At 60.2% G+C, this 21,450-nt stretch carries 19 protein-coding genes and 1 CRISPR repeat array; of the genes, 8 read left to right on the forward strand and 11 right to left on the reverse strand.

The annotated features are described in order from the left end of the window. Nucleotides 1–3: 3 nt before the first annotated feature. The 7 genes from C1877_RS07925 to C1877_RS07955 all read right to left on the reverse strand — a co-directional run bounded on the left by C1877_RS07925 (nt 4) and on the right by C1877_RS07955 (nt 6,714). A complete protein-coding gene (locus tag C1877_RS07925) occupies nt 4–1,350 on the reverse strand; it encodes a hypothetical protein (protein ID WP_147274532.1) in 1,347 nt (448 codons plus the stop codon). A gap of 267 nt (nt 1,351–1,617) precedes the next feature. Beyond that, nucleotides 1,618–2,583, reverse strand: a complete 966-nt coding sequence (locus tag C1877_RS07930; protein ID WP_181813819.1) for a nucleotidyl transferase AbiEii/AbiGii toxin family protein — start codon at nt 2,581–2,583, stop codon at nt 1,618–1,620. Beyond that, the gene (locus C1877_RS07935) at nt 2,580–3,374 is read right to left on the reverse strand and encodes a type IV toxin-antitoxin system AbiEi family antitoxin (protein WP_041238930.1); all 795 of its coding nucleotides are present in this window, start codon (nt 3,372–3,374) and stop codon (nt 2,580–2,582) included. Before C1877_RS07935 ends, C1877_RS07930 begins: the two co-directional genes overlap by 4 nt. Nucleotides 3,375–3,533: 159 nt before the next feature. Continuing rightward, nucleotides 3,534–4,109 (reverse strand): hypothetical protein, encoded by a 576-nt coding sequence (locus tag C1877_RS07940; RefSeq protein ID WP_015538919.1) that lies wholly within the window; start codon nt 4,107–4,109, stop codon nt 3,534–3,536. Further along, complete coding sequence (locus C1877_RS07945; RefSeq protein ID WP_114568886.1) at nt 4,106–5,407, reverse strand: relaxase/mobilization nuclease domain-containing protein; 1,302 nt, start codon at nt 5,405–5,407, stop codon at nt 4,106–4,108. The genes C1877_RS07940 and C1877_RS07945 overlap by 4 nt, the downstream gene beginning before the upstream one ends. Before the next feature lie 2 nt (nt 5,408–5,409). Next, nucleotides 5,410–5,835 (reverse strand): ribbon-helix-helix domain-containing protein, encoded by a 426-nt coding sequence (locus tag C1877_RS07950; protein ID WP_244909824.1) that lies wholly within the window; start codon nt 5,833–5,835, stop codon nt 5,410–5,412. A gap of 189 nt (nt 5,836–6,024) precedes the next feature. After that, a complete protein-coding gene (locus tag C1877_RS07955; RefSeq protein ID WP_181813824.1) occupies nt 6,025–6,714 on the reverse strand; it encodes a chromosome partitioning protein ParB in 690 nt (229 codons plus the stop codon). 249 nt (nt 6,715–6,963) lie between these two features. On the opposite strand from C1877_RS07955, the gene C1877_RS07965 reads away from it, so the two are divergent. The 7 genes from C1877_RS07965 to C1877_RS07995 all read left to right on the forward strand — a co-directional run bounded on the left by C1877_RS07965 (nt 6,964) and on the right by C1877_RS07995 (nt 13,548). After that, the gene (locus C1877_RS07965) at nt 6,964–7,383 is read left to right on the forward strand and encodes a peptide deformylase (protein ID WP_015538916.1); all 420 of its coding nucleotides are present in this window, start codon (nt 6,964–6,966) and stop codon (nt 7,381–7,383) included. 156 nt (nt 7,384–7,539) lie between these two features. Then, nucleotides 7,540–8,157 (forward strand): HNH endonuclease, encoded by a 618-nt coding sequence (locus C1877_RS07970; protein ID WP_083808884.1) that lies wholly within the window; start codon nt 7,540–7,542, stop codon nt 8,155–8,157. A gap of 45 nt (nt 8,158–8,202) precedes the next feature. Beyond that, entirely contained in the window at nt 8,203–8,613 is a 411-nt protein-coding gene (locus C1877_RS07975; protein ID WP_015538914.1) for a peptide deformylase, read from the forward strand. A 115-nt stretch (nt 8,614–8,728) separates the two neighbouring features. Then, nucleotides 8,729–10,888: a HelD family protein gene (locus C1877_RS07980; RefSeq protein WP_227155403.1), complete on the forward strand. Its 2,160-nt coding sequence runs from the start codon at nt 8,729–8,731 to the stop codon at nt 10,886–10,888. Continuing rightward, nucleotides 10,885–11,415, forward strand: coding sequence for an RNA 2',3'-cyclic phosphodiesterase (thpR, locus tag C1877_RS07985; protein WP_114568889.1), 531 nt, complete (start codon nt 10,885–10,887; stop codon nt 11,413–11,415). Before C1877_RS07980 ends, thpR begins: the two co-directional genes overlap by 4 nt. A 169-nt stretch (nt 11,416–11,584) precedes the next feature. Next, on the forward strand, nt 11,585–13,009 hold the full coding sequence (locus tag C1877_RS07990) for an amidophosphoribosyltransferase (RefSeq protein ID WP_114568890.1): 1,425 nt from the start codon (nt 11,585–11,587) through the stop codon (nt 13,007–13,009). Between the two features lie 155 nt (nt 13,010–13,164). Next, on the forward strand, nt 13,165–13,548 hold the full coding sequence (locus C1877_RS07995; RefSeq protein ID WP_114568891.1) for a hypothetical protein: 384 nt from the start codon (nt 13,165–13,167) through the stop codon (nt 13,546–13,548). Between the two features lie 109 nt (nt 13,549–13,657). Here C1877_RS07995 and C1877_RS08000 read toward each other — a convergent pair whose 3' ends face one another. Beyond that, nucleotides 13,658–14,647 carry a diaminopimelate dehydrogenase gene (locus tag C1877_RS08000; RefSeq protein WP_114568892.1) on the reverse strand — a complete coding sequence of 330 codons (990 nt, stop codon included), beginning with the start codon at nt 14,645–14,647 and terminating at the stop codon, nt 13,658–13,660. Between the two features lie 312 nt (nt 14,648–14,959). Between C1877_RS08000 and C1877_RS08005 the strand changes: the two genes are divergently transcribed. Then, a complete protein-coding gene (locus tag C1877_RS08005) occupies nt 14,960–15,418 on the forward strand; it encodes a hypothetical protein (protein WP_114568893.1) in 459 nt (152 codons plus the stop codon). A gap of 19 nt (nt 15,419–15,437) precedes the next feature. Here the strand turns inward: C1877_RS08005 and C1877_RS08010 are convergent, their stop codons facing one another. From C1877_RS08010 to cas2, 3 genes are all read right to left on the reverse strand, one after another. Continuing rightward, nucleotides 15,438–16,424, reverse strand: coding sequence for a helix-turn-helix transcriptional regulator (locus C1877_RS08010; RefSeq protein WP_114568894.1), 987 nt, complete (start codon nt 16,422–16,424; stop codon nt 15,438–15,440). A gap of 256 nt (nt 16,425–16,680) precedes the next feature. Beyond that, nucleotides 16,681–20,408: direct repeats of the CRISPR family, unit length 36 nt; unit sequence GTTTGACTACCAGTCAGTTTGTCACTGCTCCAAAAC. 55 nt (nt 20,409–20,463) lie between these two features. Further along, nucleotides 20,464–21,144: a type II-A CRISPR-associated protein Csn2 gene (gene csn2 / locus C1877_RS08015; RefSeq protein ID WP_015538910.1), complete on the reverse strand. Its 681-nt coding sequence runs from the start codon at nt 21,142–21,144 to the stop codon at nt 20,464–20,466. After that, the gene (cas2, locus tag C1877_RS08020) at nt 21,141–21,449 is read right to left on the reverse strand and encodes a CRISPR-associated endonuclease Cas2 (RefSeq protein WP_041238924.1); all 309 of its coding nucleotides are present in this window, start codon (nt 21,447–21,449) and stop codon (nt 21,141–21,143) included. Before cas2 ends, csn2 begins: the two co-directional genes overlap by 4 nt. Between the last annotated feature and the right edge of the window lies 1 nt (nt 21,450).

Here is a 21,450-nt window from a genome sequence, read left to right on the forward strand (position 1 = left end):
CCACTACTCAAAAACCAAGAACGCGGTTTTGTCGGCCATATGCTTGTCAAACGAGCCTTTCCAGGGTTTTGGAATTCCAAGCCTTTCATACTCGTCTAGCAAGATTGCGTTAAGCTCGGATTCAGAGGACGCGTGCTCGATTTTTTCCGACGAAACGCTCCAAGTTGCCGATTCTCGATTGAAGGCGTCGACATCAATGGCTCTAAGCTCTTCTAGATAACTTTCGAGCGCAGCGTTGATTTCCTTCATAATAGCCACTTCGCGCTCTGGGCTGGTTCGGATTGCGACTTCGCGAACGACCAAGCTCGCGAGACGCAGCCAAGCCAAGTAGTTGAGTCGCTCGGCAAACAACGCTGCGTTCATTCCGCCGCCAGACCGCGCAAAGGCATCGGCTCCATCAATCAGGCAGAAGGCAGAGTATCCGACAAGCAGCATTGTCCTCAAGTCGTCATGCCTAGAAGAAGGAATGCAGTTTCTGAAAGGTTCGCCCTTGCCGAAATGCCTTTTCAGCGCCCAGACGAGCTTAATGCTTAGGTCGGTAACGACAACCGGAATGCCCATGCTAAGTGCGAACCTAGCGTCATAGCCGTCTTGGAAAACCCTGATGGACAGCTCGGCGACATCCATCCGTTTGCCGTCAATATTGAAATCACCGAATTTGCAGAATTGGAACAATTCGAAGAATGGGATGACGACGCCTGAGCCATCTCCAGCTCTTCTGCGCGTGAGAGAGCTGCCGGCAACGTCGGACATGATATGACCTATCCAATTCGCGATGCCGCAGAATAATTTCGATTCAACAGTATGACCTTGAAGAACGATGGAATCCTTGCCGTTTGGGTGAACGGGATCGTAAAGGTCTGTCCTTACCGTAATGAGCTCTCCGTCCGACACGAAGCTCGCTGTCGAAGTGAACTGGTTGAGAATAGAGAAAAACAAACCTACAGGGCTTGGTGAATGGGCCAACGATTTCATGTGGTGGTCAATTGTCGACATGTCGAACAACCCGCCTACGTCGGCGCCATATCTTTGGTCGTAATTCACCTTGAACATTTTTTCGAGGTGGTCGATAGCGTAGGCGACGGTGCCCTTGTCGGGATCGCTCGAATCCCAGCCGCATATTCCTGCGAACTTTTTAACAGCATTATCAACCTGGTTGCCTGACCAGGTTTCGAGAGGCTTTCCGTCGCCCGGAGCACCAACGAGAAAGATATCGATCATACCGCCTATCGAGCCACATGCAACTGCCGCAAGAACGTCAGTGATGTCGCAACCAGTTGTGCGCCTCAATGAGGAAGTGATTTCTTCCCTGGTTCCTAGCAGCTGTTCGTATGTCCCTGAAACATTCATTCATTACCTCGCCGATAAGCTTTTGATAATTATCGCTTCAAACCAATTTGCGTCAATCGTATTTTCCTCACTCAGAAAAGGGCCGGTGTCCAGCAAAGAAGACACCGGCCAAACAATTCGAGCCTTGCAATTGTTACTTGCTACATGAATCTGAACACGGCCTCGACAAGCCATCTGCAGGCCACAGCCGCCCAGAATATCGGACCTATCGCCTGGTGCCAGCCCGATCGCTTTCCCGTCGATCCCTCCCGTTCGGCAAAACCAAGGCTAGTACGCACCCGAGCCTACGAAACGGCCGCCGGGGAGACCCTCCAGAAGCCTGATCGCCAGGGATCGGTCCCTGTTGTCCGCCTTTGCCAGGACTTCCTCTTCATCGGTCAGGTTCGACAGGAACGAGAACCCGATGCGAACAGACTCGCTTAGCTCCTTCGGGCTGGGAGCGGGAACGGCCAGGGCGCCTATGTCCTCAAGGTCAAATTCCCCGTCCGATCTCTCCCTGAGCCAGCGCTCGACATCGAACACCGACTTTTCGTGACCTGGCGGCCAGGTCATTGACCCGCTGTGCAACCCGTTTGAATCGACCCAGATTTTGAGGACCGAGAGCCTCCTGACGAGGTCGAGGTCCAGGCTTCTAGCCAACGGCGCTTTGCCCATGATCCATGCGAGGTCGTACATGTCGCGCGCCGTAGTGGTCCTGTTCAGCCTTGCGACCTTCTCCGCGATGTTCTCCTCAAGCCTGACCGTCTTGATCGCTGGAAGAGGGGCCGCATACTGCTTGTGGATCGGCATGGCGACCCACGTTCTCTCGACGGGCTCGAGCCACGGCGCGGGCGAGAAGTCGAGCTTCGTCGCAAGGGACGGCTCTCGGACGAAGCCGCTCTCGAACACGACGGACCACTTTCCGCGGCGCTCCCTCACGCTGTAGCGGAATGGTCCTATGGACAGCCTGTCCACTGCGCTCGCAAAGGCCTCGGCGACCTCGTCCCTGCCCAAGTCGAAATCAGATACCGAGAAGTCGAGGTCGAGCGAGAAGCGCCCCTCGTTACCCGCATAGAGCTTTCTGATCGCCGTTCCGCCCTTTATCGCCACGAAGTCGAGGTCTCCGTCGTCGTGAAGACGCTGGAGCAGGAGGTCCTGCGCCACATCCACCACCGCAGCCTCTCGACCCTGGGCCCCGGCGTTTCTCGGGGTGTGCCTCGCGATGTGACCTGGCTGTATGTTTATCGTCTTCATAGAACTCGCTCCAACTCTCTCGGGTCGAACGGCAGCAGCGTGTCCGACACCTTCCATCTCTCGTCGTTCCTGATTGCGCTTCCACGGGGGCCGAACCTCACCTTCGAGCCGGTTTCGATGCCCCTGGATATCCCCTCGGCAAGATCGGGCCTCATGCCTGAGACGAGATAGCCCGTCCTGGACCAGACGGACTGCGGCCTGCCCGCCAGCTCATCCAGCAATGGCTCCTCTCTCATCTCGTACGCGACGTCGGGAAGCCATTCGAGCGCCCCCTGCCACGATCTGACGGCACTCGGCTTCTGGGCCATGTGCACCACTATGGACTCGGGGTGAAGGCAGGGGACGCCCTTTGCCTCGACAGAGCCGATGGTGCTCTCGAACACCGAGGGGGATATCTCCCTCGGAACCTTTACCGCAGGGCGCTTCTCAAAGGAAACTTCGATGCAGGCCGGCACCCTATCGGCAAGCCCGAGCGCCCAAGCCGCCGTCTGCATCGTCAGCGCGCATTTGCAGCCAGGGTGAGAGAGCATGAACGCCTTCATGGGGAGAAGGGGGTCTGCGGTCGAGTACGGCCCCGCGCTCTCGGCTGGGGCGAACTCCCAGACCCCCCTCTGGGGGGTCTCCAGCAGCCAGCCGAGCTTCCTGAGCCTGTCTGCGATGGCGTAGCCCTGCGCTTCCACGCCCGACTGCTCGGCTATGGACGTCAGCTCGGCCATTGTGACCAGCTCGGGCCTGTCGAGCTCGAGGGCTTCCACTACGGGACTGAGCCATTGCGGTATGTAACGTGTCATAGTTATCACCTTTATCACCGATATGGTAATAAGCATTATATTTTTGGCACGTTTCGATTGCAATGCCTACAGTCCACGACACGGGAGGCGGCTCACATGAACCTGAACACGGCCTTGATGAGCCACCTGCAGAAGCCGCCGATGGCTTTGAAAATCACCCTAATCACCTTCATGATCCATCCAATCTTCCTCTTCGCTTTCAATTTCAACCTGTTGCAGCGGCTGCAACTCCCTGGCCCATGCCAGCGCTTCCCATGAAGCGCCGACTAGCTTGGCGGCGGACTCGTCGTCCATCGCGTCGTTCGACGCCCTCAACGCTTCCACCACACCCTGGAGCTGGCTTGCCAAGGGCGGTCCGCCCCCATCGGACAGAAGCAGCGCCGACGCGCAGTCGAGCCGCATGACATCGACCAAGGCATCGCCCATGCGGACGAGCGCGCGGTCACCGTCAACAAGCACCTGCTCGATGTCGTCGAGCTCGCCCGTCTCGGCGATCAGGAAGCGCCAGCCCATAGACCTTCGTCCTACGGGAATCACGCCATCATCCAGGTCTTCCTTGAATCGCGGGTCCGTTTCGTAGAAATGCGCTTGCAGCCACAAGCCCTCCTCCAGCTGGTCGAGGCGAACCTCGTAGTTTGCCAGCATGCAGCCGTCCCCGAACGGCTGGGACGGCGTGTAGGAATCTGTGTCGAACACATCCAAACGGCCGTTCCGATACTTGATCTGAACCTTCATCGGCTTCGTCCTCCCTGCTGTCTCTCCCTCTCGCGCTGCCTTGCCGCAGAAGCGCTTTGAACAGCCCTCTGGGACCCGTTCTGCCTGCTCCTGGGCTCGTACTGCCAACGCTCGGCACCACCGTTTCTGATGGCGTTTCTGGCTGTCCTTTCGGGAATCAGCCCGCGCTCTGTCGCATACTCCATAGCCGACTCCAGCTCCTCGATGCGCTCAGCGCATTTCGATGCGGCTCTTGGTTCTTCCTCGCGGTCCATTCGCCTTTGCAGGGCCTCGATTCGCCTGCCGTAGTCGGCGCTGCTGCCGATCGAGTAGCGCGCGTTTGTTTCGACCGTCTTCGCCAGGCTCCCGAGCTCGGCTATGTCGTTGAGCTCAACCGCGTCGGTTGCCATGGAGAGGATTGCCCTGGATGATGCGACATCCGGATGGTAGGAGCCGATGCGCTCGAACCGCTCCGTCAGGGCTATCTTTCCGAACGTCATGCCGAGCCTTTCCCCGGATACCTTCTTCGACCGCTGGTCGGCCAGGGAAAAAATCCAGTCCTCGCGGGGCGCGTGCGCTGAGTTCTCAGAGACCTCTACCTCCATGAGCTCCAGGATCCTCATGAACTCTCCCTCGTTTCGCGACAGCACCTTCGCGACCGACACTCGGTTGCGGATGTCGCTCACCCAGGAATATGCGCCGGCGTCGAGCAAGCCGCGTTCCGAATGGTTGATGTAGATCGCTTGCCTGGTTTGGGGTCGGGGAGGGTTTCTCGGGTCGCTCTGTCCCATCCTGCCCTTCGGCATCTCGTTGGAGAACGCGCTCAGCCCCTTCTCCTTTGCAATCTCTTGGAGGCTCCGGTTCATGTCCAGCGCGTTCGGGATGTGCAGGCGCCTTCCCGTAGCCAGGTTCGTGTTGTTCACCACAACGTGGGCGTGCGGGATTCTCTGCTTGTTGTCGTCGTGGTAGATGACGGCGACCTGGTAGTCGGAGAAGTGCTTCTTGACCCAGGCGTGCGTAAGCTCGCGCAGTCCTTCAAGGCCGATGCTGTCGCTAGGATCCGGGGAGATCACGTAGTGACGGAACGTGATGGCGCGTTGCCCCTTCCATGGCGTGTCGTTGCCATAGTCGTGGCGCAATGCGTCCATCTCTAGAGCCCACTCCACTTCGTTCTTAAGAGCGGTATCCAGTCCCTTGTCCTCGACCTCGTCCCAGGAGAGGTTGAAGAAGTCGCGCATCAAGGCCCTCCCGTTCTTCTCCAAGTAGTCCTCGATGCGGCTGCAGCCAGTGTGGCCGTTGATGGCTTTCAGCATCGGCATGGCTATCGCCAGAACCTCTCGGACTCATGGACGTCGTGGACCATGTCCTTGATCTCCTCAACGGAGCCCTGAACGAGCTCGAGCTCGTCTGCCGCCTTCGTCAGCTGCTCCTTGGCCACTTGCGGGTCGATGCCGCCCTTGTTCCTGACGAACATGGCGATGGTGTTCAAGGCCCGAACGGCTTGGTTGCAGTGGCGCCCCCAGCGAATCAATTCGCGGTTGATGCGCCCCATGATTTTCGCGTCGATCACGACGACGCGGCTCCCTCGGTCGAAGGCGTCTAGCTCGTCGGGATCCGCTATGGGAAGCCTGAGGAGGGCACGGATCGCCTCGGAGTTTGCGAGCTCCAAGGCCTCCGCTCTCTTGTCCAGGAGCTGCCTGTCCTCCTCGGTCATGCGGCAGCTCACGGTGCGCGTGTATTCGCCCATCGTTTTCTCCTTGCGTCTTGTAGGGGCCACGGGGGATCCCCCGTGAAGGAAGCGGCGGCGGTGAAAGCCGTCTTGCCGCTTCTGCATGCCGGAGGTCGGGGAGGGTTTCCCGGATGATGTTCCCATCCGGGGGTGGAAGCGCCCAGCCCCGCCTCTGGCCAAGTTCATTGCGTTGTAATACGCAATGAGTTACTTGCTACGATTCGAATCTGACGGGTTCTGCCGAGCCCCATGGGCATCGGCGAACCCTCGCACCGCGTCGCCGGCCTGGCGGGCCAGCTCGGCGATGCGGAAAATCGCCTCCGAATCCGCCGCAGAAGGGTTTCGCGGAAGGCTCGCGACGAAGCGGCTGAGCGCCTTCTCGGCGCTTGCGAGCCGCTTGTCGGCGGCGGGTTCGGAGGCCTTCATCGAGGCGACCAGCTCGGTGGTCGCCGCCTTGGACTTCGGCGACTCTGCCCATTTGTTGAACGCGGCTCTCTGCGTTGCCTCGTCGGCTTCGGCCAAGGCGCCGACGGCCTTGGCGGACAGCTCGCCCGAGTCGGCGGCGTCGCGCCATTCCGGGATGAGCCCTGCGACCTTCTCGGCCAGCGCCTCCTCGCGCTTGATGGTCTTGCCGCTGACCTTGCGGCCGGTCATCTCCTCGACGATGCGCGCCTTCACGTCCTCGGTTCTCATGCCTGTGAGCGTCGGGTCGTTGGCGCGCATCTGCTCGACCTGGATTCCAAGGGCCTTGGTGGCGGCAGCGCGCTCGGTGACGGTCAAAGAGCGGGTGAAGAAGTTTGCAGTGTGAAGCAGCACCAGGGCCTGCTCGTCGGAGACGTCGGAAGCGATCCTGCAGGGGATCTTCGAGTACCAAGCAAGACCGTCGCGTCGACCCAATCGAAGACCTGAGACCCTTGTGCCCCAACTGCCATCGCATGATTCATCGGAAGAGTTCGGGCGTCTACACGATCGAAGAGCTTAAGACTATCGTCAATTCCTAGCTGAGCGTTTTTATCCGAGAACGACTAATGGCAGGACCCGACAACGACCCTTTCCCGCGCCCCTTCATGACAGAATGCTCCCCTAACGAAACCGGCCTGGCGCTCGCGCGCCACAGCCGCCGAACATCCAACCGGACGGAGCATCATGATCAAAGAACTCGTGACCGACGAAGCCATCCTCTCGCAGCCGTGCGAGACCGCCACCGCCGAGGACGCCGTCGTGGCGCAGGACCTGCTCGACACCCTCGCCTCGCTCGACGAGGCGGCGTGCCTGGCGGCCAACCAGATAGGCGTGGCGAAGGCCGTCATCGTCTACCACGACGAGAACGAGCAGCCGCACGTCATGTACAACCCGGTTCTGAAGCAGGCGCTCGGCGCGTACAAGACGGTCGAGGGCTGCCTCACCCTGGAGTCAGAGTCCAAGGTCACCCGCTACGAGCGCGTCAAGGTGGTCTACGACGAGCTGGTGGACGGCGCCCTCGTCAGCCGCAAGCGCGACTTCACCGGCTGGACCGCCGAGCTCATCCAGCACATGATCGACCACTGCAAGGGCAAGCTGGTCTAAGGATACGAGCATCAAGATATCCCTTCAAGCCTTGTTCTCCTGAATTATCAGCCAATGTCTACGCTCGCCTTCTCACTCAATTGACGTAATTTGATGAAATGAGGGGGCGTGTTATCCGCGCAAAAATACCAGAGCTCCCCCAGAAAAGATCGCCCCATGAATGATAGACAACACATAAAGACAACCGTTCAGGAGTCGATTGACTATTGGTCGCGACACGTAAACGAATGCGGACTGAGCGTCGACTGGAGCGAAGCTGAAACTCACTGTTGGAGGTGTGGCTGCAAGAGAAACCTGGAGCGATGTCACATTGTGCCCCACGCCCTAGGTGGAAAAGACGAACCATCGAACATAGTTCTTCTCTGCCACCGATGCCATGCAGAAGGACCAAACGTCAACGACCCGGAAATCATGTGGGACTGGCTGAAAGCTTACGGTGTTTCATACTATGGCACGTTTTGGAAAATCGTCGGAATGAAGGAATACCGCTTCATATATAGGCACAGCGCACTGGAAGAGGCGGAGGCCATATTGGAATCTGCAGGAATCCCCGTGGATTCTCCTTTGGCACAAAAGCTTTTCAACGACCATCTCGATAGGGCAACCCAAGAAGCAAGTATTCACTACGGACAGCCATATTTCAACGCAGCCACGATGGCGGGCATATTCCGCGTGGCTCTCAAGAAAATGGCGAAGACCCTTGGCGTTGATTTTCCTTCGTTGCCGGAAGTCAGGGACATTGCACACGAACCATGGTGGAGCGAGCTGACATAGCTCAAGCTTCGCCGTGTGCCCGAAACACGACAGGAGGCTTTGACCATGATCAAGCCCATCATGACGAACCGGATGTTTCTCTTGCTGCCCTCGTCGCCCGCCACGGCGGCCGACGCCCAGACGGCGCAGGACCTGCTCGACACGCTCGCGGCGCACGCCCACGAGTGTGTCGGCATGGCGGCCAACATGATCGGCACGGCCAAGCGCATCATCGTCTTCGACGACGAGGGCACCCCGCGCGTCATGTTCAACCCGGAGATCGTCGGCCGCTCGGGCACGTACGAGGCCGAGGAGGGCTGCCTGTCCCTCCCCGGCAGCCGCCGCACAACGCGCTACCGCACCATCAAGGTGCGCTTCGAGGACCGGGGCTTCCAACCGCGCGAGCAAACGTTCACCGGCTTCACCGCGCAGATCATCCAGCACGAGATCGACCACTGCGACGGCATTTTGATCTGACCGGCGGCCACCCCTCCTCCACGAATCGCTGACAACGGCCACTCGCGCGTGGGAATCCGGTAGAATGTTTCGGCGAACTTTTCGACTTGACCGATGCGTGCTGCAAGGAGAACCCGTGCCGACCGAACCCGCCCCCACACCCGACGACAGCGCCGACCCCGTCTTCGACCAGGAGCAAAGCCACCTCGCGCACACCTACGCGAAGCTCCAGCAGATCGGGCGCGCCCTCGTGCGCAAGATGGAGCGCGCGCAGCGCGAGGCGGCGGCCGACAAGAAGGCGATGGCGGAGGAGCTCGCGCCCAACTTCGCCACCTACGCCGACGCGATGGAGACCTACGCGGACTTCGCGGCCATGAACCGCGTGATCGACGGGTACAACCTGGCGCAGGACGCCGATGCGGCCGAGCTCGCCAAGGTGGAGCTTTTGCTCAAGCAGCCCTACTTCGCCAAAGTCGCCCTGCAGTTCAAGCCCGGGCAGGAGCCCAAGGAGCTCTACATCGGCACGGCCGGCATCTCGGACGAGAACTACCGCCGCCTCGTGGTGGACTGGCGCTCGCCCGTGGCCGAGACCTACTACAACCAGGACAACGGCCGCACCTCGTACGTGGCCGACGGCCGCACCATCGAAGCCGACCTCAAGCTGCGCCGCCAGTTCGACATCGAGGAAGACCGCCTGAACGCCTACTTCGACACCACGGTCGCCATCCAGGACTCGCTCCTCCTGGCGTCGCTCTCGAAGCAGCGTACCGCGCAGATGAAGGCCATCACGGCCACCATCCAAAAGGAGCAGAACACCGTCGTGCGCCACGAGGACGTGCCGGTGCTGCTGGTGAGCGGCATCGCGGGCAGCGGCAAGACGTCGGTGCTCCTGCAGCGCATCGCCTACCTCTTCTACCAGCAGCGCGGCAGCCTCGATGCGAGCGAGGTCTTCCTCATCTCGCCGAACCCGGTGTTCAGCCACTATATCGCAAGCGTGCTCCCCGACCTGGGCGAGCGCAACCCGGAAAGCCTCACCTGGAATGAGTTCGCGCGCCGTCTGCTGCCGCCCGACCGGGGCAGCGGCCGCGTGGACGTGCCGCTCGCCGCGCTCGCCCGCATCGACCGGACCGTCGAATCGTTCGAGTTCGACGCGAACGACTTCAAGGACGTCCGCGTGGACGAGAAGCGCCTGATCGCCGCCGACCAGATCCGCAAGCTCGCCGACAAGCTCGGCCGCATCCCCGCCGGCCCGCACCGCATCACGCTCATGCGCGAGGAGCTGCACGCGCGCCTGGAGAGCCGCCTCAAGCAGATGGCCGGCACCGACGAGGCGCTCGACGAGCTGGAGGCCCTCGAGGCCGACGAGCAGCTGCGCATCTTCGGCGAGCTCATCGCGCCCGCCGACGAGCAGGAGGAGCGCGCGCTCGCCCTGCGCTACCTCACCGACCGCTACGCCGACGCCTTCGCCGCCGTGGAGAACGACGACTGGCTGCGCATCGACCGCATCGGCATGCGCCTCCTCGGAACCGACGGCCTTGCGCCGCTCGAGTGGCTCTACCTGAAGATGGCGCTCACGGGGCTGGGCAACCCCGACGCGAAGTACGTGATGGTGGACGAGGTGCAGGACTACACCGCCGCCCAGCTGGCCGTGCTCGCGCGCTACTTCCGCCGCGCGCACTTCCTGCTGCTGGGCGACCCGAACCAGGCCATCGCGCCCGACACGGCCTCGTTCGACGAGGTGCGCGAGGTGTTCCAAGCCGCCCGCGGGCAGGTGGAGGAATGCCGCCTCATGACGAGCTACCGCTCGACGCCCGAGATCACCGCTCTGTTCGCGAGCCTGCTGCCGCCCGAGGAGCAGCTCCAGGTCTCCTCCATCCAGCGCGCCGACGAGCCGCCGGCCGTCCGCGCCTTCGACGACGACGCCGCCTACGCCGATGCCCTGCGCGCCGCCGTAGCCGGGGCGCGGGCGGGCGAGGGGCTCGCCGCCGTCATCGTGCCTTGGAAGCACGAGGCCAAACGCCTCCAGCAGCTGCTCGGCGAGGACGCGCCGCCGCTTTTGGACGAGCGCGACGAACTGCCCGCGAGCGGCGTGGTGCTCATCACGCTCAAGCTGGCGAAGGGCCTCGAGTTCGACCACGTCATCGTGCCGGACGCCTCCGCGCGCGCCTTCCCCGGCGAGGACGACCTGGCCCGCCGCCGCCTCTACACCACGCTCTCGCGCGCCACGCGCCGCGTCGACGTGCTGGCGAAGGGCCCGCTCACGCCGCTGCTCGACCCCGGGAAGGAGACCTCATGAGGACGTTCGTCGCGCTCGCCCTGCCGCCGGACTTCGCCGACGACGTCGCCGCGCTCGCCCGCCAGCTGGGAGCCGCCGTGGAGGGCCGCTTCCTGCCGCGCTCGACCTACCACCTCACGCTCGCCTTCCTCGGCGAGGTCGACGAGGCGCAGGCGGCCCGCGCGGGCGACGCGCTCGACGCCGTGTGCGCGAACACGGCCCCCGTCGTGCTGGCGAGCGACGGTCTGGGCAAGTTCGGCCGCGCAGGCGACGCGACGCTCTGGCTCGGCATCGCCCCCAACCGCGAGCTGGAGGACCTCGCCGAGCGCCTGCGCGACGAGCTGGCCTCCCGAAACGTCCCCTTCGACGCGAAGCCCTTCAAGCCGCACATCACCCTCGCCCGCCGCGCCCGCATCCCCAAGGCGAGCCTGCCGCCGCTCGCCTTCCCCCGCGACGACCGGGCCTGCACGGCCACGCTCTACAAGAGCACGCTCGAGCGCACCGGCGCCGTGTACAAGCCCCTCCACTCGGCGCGCCTCGACGGCTAGCGGGCAGCCCGCGCCGCGGCCGACCTGCCGCGACCGCCCGGCCGCTCTCGGAGCTTCTCGTGCAGAAACCGCGAATCGCCCGCCCGCCTCGCCCCAGACCCGCGCCGGGAGCCTTATACTGGTACCTTTGTTGGCACTAAAGGCTACGGGCACGACGAAAGGCAAACCAATGGGCGGATTCTTCGGGGCTGCATCGCATCACGATGTGGTGCTGGACGTATTTTTCGGAGTGGACTACCACTCGCATCTGGGAACACGGCGCGCGGGCATGATCTTCCACGACGAGGAAGTGGGCTTCCAGCGCGAGATCCACTCCATCGAGAACACGCCGTTCCGCACCCGCTTCGAAGACGACCTCCCGGGGTTCAAGGGCATGAGCGGCATCGGCTGCATCAGCGACACCGACCCGCAACCGCTGCTCGTGCGCTCGCACCTGGGCACGTTCGGCATCACCACCGTGGGCGCCATCAACAACGCCGAAGAGCTGGTGGAGCGCTACTTCTCCAGCGGCAGCCGGCAGTTCATGGCCATGAGCTCGGGAGCCGTGAACACCACGGAGCTGGTGGCCGCGCTCATAAACCAGAAGGACAACTTCGTGGAGGGCATCAAGCACGCCCAGAAAGAGATCGAGGGCTCGCTCACCCTGCTCATCATGACGAGCGACGGGACGATCATCGCCGCACGCGACAGCATGGGACGCCTGCCGGTGCTCATCGGAAAGGACGGCGAGGGCTTCTGCATCTCGTTCGAATCGTTCGCCTACCACAAGCTGGGCTATCACGACGAGTACGAGCTGGGGCCGGGCGAGATCGTGCGCGTGGACGCGGACGGCTACGAGACCATCTCCCCTGCTGGCACGCAGATGAAGATCTGCGCCTTCCTGTGGGTCTACTACGGCTACCCCAACTCCAACTACGAGGGCGTGAACGTAGAGGTCATGCGCTACCGCAACGGCGCGATCATGGCGCGCGACGAGGCAGCGGCGGGCGGCGTGCCCGACGTGGACTACGTGGCCGGCGTGCCCGACTCGGGCGTACCGCATGCCATCGGTTACTCCACCGAGAGCAAGGCCCCCTTCGGCCGCCCGTTCATCAAGTACACCCCCACCTGGCCGCGCTCGTTCATGCCCGCTAATCAGGACGTGCGCAACCGCGTGGCGAAGATGAAGCTCATCCCCGTGCCCGAGCTCATCAACGGCAAGCGGCTCCTGTTCGTGGACGACTCCATCGTGCGCGGCACGCAGCTGCAGGGCACAGTGAACTACCTGCACGAATGCGGCGCCACCGAGGTGCACATGCGCTCGGCCTGCCCGCCCATCATGTTCGGCTGCAAGTACCTGAGCTTCTCGCGCAGCCGCTCCGAGATGGAGCTCATCGCGCGCCGCGTGGTGCAGGAGCTTGAAGGCGACGAAGGGCAGAAGCACCTCGACGAGTACGCCGACAGCTCCACCGAGCGCGGCCAGTGCATGCTGAAGTCCATCTGCGAGAAGATGGGCTTCGACTCGCTGGGCTACCAGTCGCTCGACGGCATGCTGGAGGCCATCGGCATCGACCGCGAGAAGGTATGCACGTACTGCTGGTCGGGCAGGGAATAGGTTTTCGGCCACGGCGGCGCGCAGAAACCTGCGCGCCGCTTTTTTATGCGCGGAAACGAGAGAATTTACATCAACCGTCCCGTTAGTAGGACAAGCAAGCAGGCGGCGGCGCGTATGATGGGGCCACCATTCAACGCACGACCCCAGGAGGCACCATGGTCGCCAACGCCGCCCTTGCCACGAATTACCCCCTTGCCGAAGCACCCTCGCCCTCGCACAGCGCCACCGTCCGCGGAGCGCATGCGCGCACCGGGCAGGATGCCCCCGCCATCCGCGTGATCGCCTGCCCCGGCGGCGCAGGCCGCCTGCCGCAGCATGCGCGCGCCTTGCCGGCGGCGGCGCTTCCCGCTGCAAGCCGCGAGGCGGCGGCCCGGCCGAAAGACACCTGCCGCCCGGACTTCCCGTCCCCCGCCCACGCAGCGCGCACGGCCCTTTGCCTGCAAGGCACCGCGTTCGGGCTGACCGCCCGCGAGCGCACGTTCGCCACCGGGGCCGGCATCCTGTTCGCAGCCGCGGCGTTGGCAACGATCCTGCTCTGAGACGAGAACGGGCGGACCGCTTGCGCAGCCCGCCCGTCCAAGGTTGTTCTCGCGGCCCCATGGCCGCGCAGCTCGTTTGCCAGCCTCTCGCCGTTCTGCTGCGCGAAACCTACAGCATGCTCGCGCGCAGCTCCTCGGCGCTCAAGGGCGACAGATACGCGGGCGGGACGTCGAACAGCGTCTTGCAGCCCGTCTGCCCCTCGGCGGACAGGCGGTGCACCGCACGGGCACAGGCCGCCAGCACGCTGCCGGTGAACTCGGGGTTCGAATCCAGCTTCAGCGAGTACTCCACCACGTGGCCGTGCTCGCCGTCCTGGCCGGTCACGCCCGAGCGGATCACGGAACCGCCGTGCGGGATGCCGGCGTGGTCGCGGTCGAGCTCCTCCTGCGGCACGAACGTCACCGTGGTGTCGTAGTCGGCGAAGTAGTTCGGCATCTCCACGATGGCGCGCTCGATGGCGGCCGTGTCGGCGCCCTCCTCCGCCACGACGAAGCACTCGCGCGTGTGCTTCTGGCGGGTGGTGAGCTCGGGGTTCTCGCCAGCGCGCACGGCCTCGAGCGCCGCGGGCACGGGAACGGTGTACTGGCGTGCGTCGGCCACGCCCTCGATGCGGCGGATGGCGTCGCTGTGGCCCTGGGACACGCCGCGGCCCCAGAAGGTGTAGTCGTGCCCCTCGGGCAGGATGCTCGTGGCGTACAGGCGCGCGAGCGAGAACATGCCCGGATCCCAGCCGCCGGAGATCAAGGCCACCTTGCCGCCCGCCTTCGCCTCCACGTCCACGTCGGCGAAGTGGGCGGGGATGTTCGCGTGCGTGTCGAACGAGTCCACCACGTTGAACAGGCTCGCGCAAGCGGGCGTCTGCTCGGGCAGGTCGCGCGCGCTGCCACCGCACAGCACGAGCACGTCCACGTCGCCCGTGTGCGCCGCCAGGTCATCGGCCGCGTACACGGGCACGCCGGCGGTCAGCGGCTGCACGCTCGCCGGGTCGCGCCGCGTGAACAGCGCCGCAAGCTCCAGGTCCTCGTTCTGCCGGCAGGCCAGCTCCACGCCACGCCCCAGGTTGCCGTATCCGTAAATGCCGATGCGCGTCTTCGCCATAGTTCCGCTCCTTGCCAAAGTGTCCGTACGTGTTGCAACGATCATCCACGAACTGCGCCCATCCCGTCAATGCGCGCAGGTCAACTCCAAGAAAGCCCCATCGCATCGAAACACGTTGGAAACCTTGGCGGCCGAGAGGGTCGGCCGCCGCGCGAGAAATCTGCGGAGCTGTCCCATAGGAAGGACAGCCGCTCCGAGCCGCGCGCGTATGATGGCGATACAGGCGAAAACCGAGACCTAGGAGGCACCGTGGACGAACCGTCACGCCCCGCAAAGCAAGATGCGCAGGGAGACCTTCGTGAAGGACGCGCGATGAGCATGCCGGTGGAGGCCGCGACGGCGTTCGCGAACCTGTACCAGCGCTGGTTCGACGATGCCCGCGGCCTCGCGGAGGCTAACCGTCGGCAAGCACGGGGCGCGATCGGCGCATGCGTGGCCGACGTGGTGACGCTCTGGAATGAGCGGGAGCGGTCATGGCTGCCGAACGCGCCGACCATCTTGCGGCTCGAGTCGGGCGACCTCGCAGCGTTCGCCATGAGGGAGCCGTGCATCGCCCTGTATTCCGGCCGCATCGCCACGGACGCCCCCGTGACGGGCCTATGTTGGGAGAGCTTCCGCCCCTGCTCGTACGCCATCGGGCGGACGGTGGCCGACCTCGTGCTCGTCACCGGCCGAGGCGGCCTGCTCGAGGACGTGGAGGTCGTGCTCGACGATGGAGGACGGCTGTTCCTGGGCAACCGCGACGCATGGCCGCTCGCCCACGCGGTCTAGCCGCGGCCGCGCCGAAGCGTCACTCCCCGTACGAGGCGACGATGCCCGCCAGGTAGTCGCGATACTCGGCCGCGAGCGAGGCGGGCTTCTCGATGTGCACCCGGTCGCCGAACTGCGCGAGCCAGCCGAACAGCACGGGGCTTTTCATGACCACGGCGTACACGCGCGCCCAGCCCTCGCCCGCCGGCAGGGACTCGACGTCCTTGCCGAAGCGGTCGATCACAGCGCCCATCACGGACTCGTCCACGAGCAGCGTCATCGGGACCGGCTCGCCCGCGTACATGCCGAACGCACGGCTCTCCAGCTCGCACGGGTCGAACGTGGCGATGCGCTCGTTCTTGGCGGCCGGCTCCTCCAGCACCTCGATGCGATCCATGCGATCCACGCGATAGTTCGCGAACCCGTCGTGCTTCTCGTTGAACGCCACCAGGTAGTAGTAGCCCTCGGAGTACACGAGCTGCACGGGCGTCTCCACGTAGCGCCTGCCGTCATGCTGCAGCTTCTTGCGCTTCTCGGCGTCGTACTTGAAGTAGGTGAAGGATATCTTGCGCTTGCCCGCCAAGGCCTCCTGGATACGGTCGACGCTGTAGAACACCGACTCGTTCTGCATCTTAATGCGGCCTTCCACGTGCACGCGCTTGTCGAGCAGCTTGCGCTGGCGCTTCGTGGCGAGCCGCTTCACGCCGGCCACGAGCGCGTCGCTTTTGCGCTGCGTGAGGAAGCGCGAGCTCTGCACGGCGTCCACCAGCAGCAACAGCTCGTGGAAAGCGAAGTCGCGCCGCTCCAGCGCGTACTCCACCGGCGCGCGCTGGTAGGTGCGCACGTCCAAGCCGAACTCGCGCAGCGCCTCGATGTCGCGGTAGATGCCTTTGCGCTCGGCCGTGATGCCCTGTGCCTCCAGCCGCTCGAGGATCTGCGCCATCGTGAGCCCCTGCTCGGCATCGGTCTCCTCCTCGAGCATCCGCATGAGATACAGCAGCTTGAGCTTCTGACGGTTGACGGCCATGGTTCCTCCTCGCAACAGGTCCGCTTGCAATCCCTACGTGCGAGTATAAACTATCTATCCCTATTATGGTACAGGCAATCGCCCTGAAAACCACCGGCAATTGTTAACCGACGACGGAAGACGCATCCAACCTCACACCCTCCCACCCCTGTATCTTAAAGCGATGCCCTCCGGTTGGTCATCCTATTCGTTTATGTCCACCAGTCCGCCAGCCACCGCTCCAAAACGGCTACCGAAGGCTACGCGCCCAAGATTAGCTTGATTAACAGTCGGTTCGTCACCGCACCAAAACCAGCGCATGCAACGAGCGTATCAGCCGTTTGTCTGACCACCAGTCAGTTTGCCACTGCTCCAAAACGCTGCGTTCATCTTCCGAGCTCGCCACTTCCGTTTGACTACCAGTCAGTTTGCCACTGCCCCAAAACGACCATCCGTGGAAGTACGTGAGCGTGGCGGTTTGACTACCAGTCAGTTTGCCACTGCTCCAAAACCTGCTCTCTTCGAGCTTGATGATGCGGCGCGTTTGACTACCAGTCAGTTTGTCACTGCTCCAAAACTTCACATGGATAAACCTTTCATCGCAGCACGTTTGACTACCAGTCAGTTTGTCACTGCTCCAAAACTCGACAGTCACCACGAAGTCCACACCGACCGTTTGACTACCAGTCAGTTTGTCACTGCTCCAAAACAAGTTCGTACAATTTCCCTGTTCGACATTTGTTTGACTACCAGTCAGTTTGTCACTGCTCCAAAACGGCGGGTTCGTAAGCATAAGAGCCTTCACCGTTTGACTACCAGTCAGTTTGTCACTGCTCCAAAACACGAAAGGCAGGCGAGAAGGGGAACGTGGGGTTTGACTACCAGTCAGTTTGTCACTGCTCCAAAACAGTCGTGGTGACGGAGCAGACCAGCAGCGGTTTGACTACCAGTCAGTTTGTCACTGCTCCAAAACCAATCAACGCAATCACCGTGCTGTCGTTCTGTTTGACTACCAGTCAGTTTGTCACTGCTCCAAAACACGGTAACGTCCGAGTAGTTTCCAGCCGCGGTTTGACTACCAGTCAGTTTGTCACTGCTCCAAAACTATCCTTCTAATGCTTCCAGAGACGCCGCAGTTTGACTACCAGTCAGTTTGTCACTGCTCCAAAACCATTTTCCAAGGTTGGCTGGAATGCGTATTGTTTGACTACCAGTCAGTTTGTCACTGCTCCAAAACTATTGACAATCATGAACGTAATTATTATGTGTTTGACTACCAGTCAGTTTGTCACTGCTCCAAAACCGCACCGGGCTGTTCGTCGGGCGCGTCCACGTTTGACTACCAGTCAGTTTGTCACTGCTCCAAAACGTGTAGATAACGCTGGAAATCTTGTCGCAGTTTGACTACCAGTCAGTTTGTCACTGCTCCAAAACGCCCGTGCCTGCATCATTATAGCTTGCGAGTTTGACTACCAGTCAGTTTGTCACTGCTCCAAAACATCATTCCACCTTCCCATAGATATTCTGCGGTTTGACTACCAGTCAGTTTGTCACTGCTCCAAAACATGGTTTTGCCCATATGTCTTCCTGCCCTAGTTTGACTACCAGTCAGTTTGTCACTGCTCCAAAACATAACAAAGATAACAGCATCAAAAGCAACGGTTTGACTACCAGTCAGTTTGTCACTGCTCCAAAACACGTTGCACTTCTCAGCGGGAACCCAGATGTTTGACTACCAGTCAGTTTGTCACTGCTCCAAAACGTACTCGAAGCCAAACAGCGATAAAAGTGGTTTGACTACCAGTCAGTTTGTCACTGCTCCAAAACGCTTATCAACGCAGTATACTTGCTCCAGCAGTTTGACTACCAGTCAGTTTGTCACTGCTCCAAAACTTTGTGTATTTTGATAGTCACGGGGAACCCGTTTGACTACCAGTCAGTTTGTCACTGCTCCAAAACTGCATCATGATTATCCCTTCTGTCCGATGGGTTTGACTACCAGTCAGTTTGTCACTGCTCCAAAACGCGTCGTGTATAGTATAAATACTTGCGGCGGTTTGACTACCAGTCAGTTTGTCACTGCTCCAAAACCCACGGGGGTCAAAGTACCTTCGCGCTGGCGTTTGACTACCAGTCAGTTTGTCACTGCTCCAAAACAAAAGGTTATCTCCCGTTGCGGTGTTCCGTGTTTGACTACCAGTCAGTTTGTCACTGCTCCAAAACAATCGGACGTTCTGCAACGATCAATCGTTGGTTTGACTACCAGTCAGTTTGTCACTGCTCCAAAACTTCACATGGATAAACCTTTCATCGCAGCACGTTTGACTACCAGTCAGTTTGTCACTGCTCCAAAACGTAAATATAGTGCGTATGCCATTCATCATCGTTTGACTACCAGTCAGTTTGTCACTGCTCCAAAACTCAAATGGGTTGACCGGTGACTTCGAGGTTGTTTGACTACCAGTCAGTTTGTCACTGCTCCAAAACGATTATGACCCGACCATTAACTTCGCGTGGGTTTGACTACCAGTCAGTTTGTCACTGCTCCAAAACAAGCCCTTGCAGTCTTCCACGACAACCTTTGTTTGACTACCAGTCAGTTTGTCACTGCTCCAAAACAGGAAGAACTTGAGAAAGCGCATGGCGCGAGTTTGACTACCAGTCAGTTTGTCACTGCTCCAAAACTCATCTTGTGCCCTATAAATCTGGCACAAGGTTTGACTACCAGTCAGTTTGTCACTGCTCCAAAACCGTACCCTCCGTCGTTCGCCCGTCGTTCCAGTTTGACTACCAGTCAGTTTGTCACTGCTCCAAAACCGGTATCCAGTTCTCCACGCCTATGGTCGGTTTGACTACCAGTCAGTTTGTCACTGCTCCAAAACAGCTAGGGCGGTCAGATAGCGCGGCAAGCCGTTTGACTACCAGTCAGTTTGTCACTGCTCCAAAACCATTGCAAATCGCACATGATATATTAAAGAGTTTGACTACCAGTCAGTTTGTCACTGCTCCAAAACCTTACCCAAGGCGTGTTTTCGCAGAGTATCGTTTGACTACCAGTCAGTTTGTCACTGCTCCAAAACCATACAAGGCGGCGATGCTGAAGGAGGCGTGTTTGACTACCAGTCAGTTTGTCACTGCTCCAAAACCCCTTCCTTTCTCGGCTTCCATGTTGGATGGTTTGACTACCAGTCAGTTTGTCACTGCTCCAAAACGCTTACCCGCTTCCACATGAACACGACCAAGTTTGACTACCAGTCAGTTTGTCACTGCTCCAAAACACGATGCCAAGGGCGGGATAAACGAGTTCTGTTTGACTACCAGTCAGTTTGTCACTGCTCCAAAACCATGCCCGTTCGCCTGTACCGCACCAAGAAGTTTGACTACCAGTCAGTTTGTCACTGCTCCAAAACTCATCAGTCATCCCATCCATCCATTCGCGCGTTTGACTACCAGTCAGTTTGTCACTGCTCCAAAACCAATGCAAATCGCACATGATATATTAAAGGTTTGACTACCAGTCAGTTTGTCACTGCTCCAAAACATGCTCACGGGGGGGAACCCGCTGCGCTTTAGTTTGACTACCAGTCAGTTTGTCACTGCTCCAAAACCGCGATATGCGGCGAATATCACATACGATAGTTTGACTACCAGTCAGTTTGTCACTGCTCCAAAACCCTTTCCACATCCGAAGTCGAGTACCGTTTTGTTTGACTACCAGTCAGTTTGTCACTGCTCCAAAACTGTCTCCATTGTGAGGTGTCAGCATTTTGCGTTTGACTACCAGTCAGTTTGTCACTGCTCCAAAACCGAAGCGACCCAGCGCCAGCGCGAGCTGGAGTTTGACTACCAGTCAGTTTGTCACTGCTCCAAAACTGGTGCAGCCTGCATAGGCACACGAGGTTGGTTTGACTACCAGTCAGTTTGTCACTGCTCCAAAACCTTTACAAAGACAGCCGCTGCGACATGCGCGTTTGACTACCAGTCAGTTTGTCACTGCTCCAAAACCGTTGGGGCAAAATCCTCTCTGCAGGAGGATGGACAAGCCGACTGGCGGGCTTCTTCATGATTGAAGAAAGTCCTTATCAATGCACATTTTTCTCTCGAACTCAAAGTTCGCTCCATCAGGTACGTTCTCCAGCAGCAGAACGTTCAATTCTGAAAAAATCGCTTGCCGATAGAACTCTTGAACCTCTTCCGTCTCCAAAAAATTCTTCAGATTCACGAAAACCAACTGCTTTTTAAACGACGCGTCGGATGCAAACTTCAAGAACTTTATCAGGTTGTCAAAGAGCGTGTCGGAAGAATCGACATCAACGCTGAAATCAAAAGCTTTCAGATACTTCCGCATCTCCCATTGTATGTCAAAAGTATAGTCCGATTGAAGCCGCAACCCCAAAGCGGCAACCCGCTCGGATAGCGTTCGTCCCGCCGTCTCAATCTCCTGACGCACGTCATCCTCAGAGAGAAACATGCCCTCCACACGCTCAAGCACTTCGCCGATAAGTACCCGCTCTGACCAAGGAAGCGCGAAAGGATTGAACACAAAGAGAAATTGGTTTCGCGAACTCCGCCGCTCATCATCGTCCCAAAAGGCATACGGCTCCAGCGCCTCGTCATCGAGCTCCGAGAACAACGATTGGCACACTCGCGAAAACAATGTGCGATTATGAATCTCGAGCACCGACACCGCATCACTTCCCAAGTCAAGCGCTTCAGGAAACCCCGACAGGATCAGCTTCATAGCACCACGAACTCCTCTAACGTGTCGAGCTCGCTGTAAGATTGCCGCGAGCCCGTTATGAACTCCATCCCCGCGAACTGCTTCTCGGTCACCTTGAGCGCCTGCACCAACCCCGCTGGCGGGCGGTGCTGTCGCAGGCGGATGACAGCCGCATTCGCTTGCGCGTCGTTCACCACCAGCTTGGCGTACACTGATTCCTGCAGCATCAGAAAACCCTCTTTGACGAGGTACTTTCGAAACAATCGGTACTCTTTTCGCTGCGCCGCCGTGTCAACCGGCAAGTCGAAGAACACGAACACCCTCATA

This window comes from Gordonibacter pamelaeae (assembly GCF_003340385.1).
Lineage (GTDB): Bacteria > Actinomycetota > Coriobacteriia > Coriobacteriales > Eggerthellaceae > Gordonibacter > Gordonibacter pamelaeae.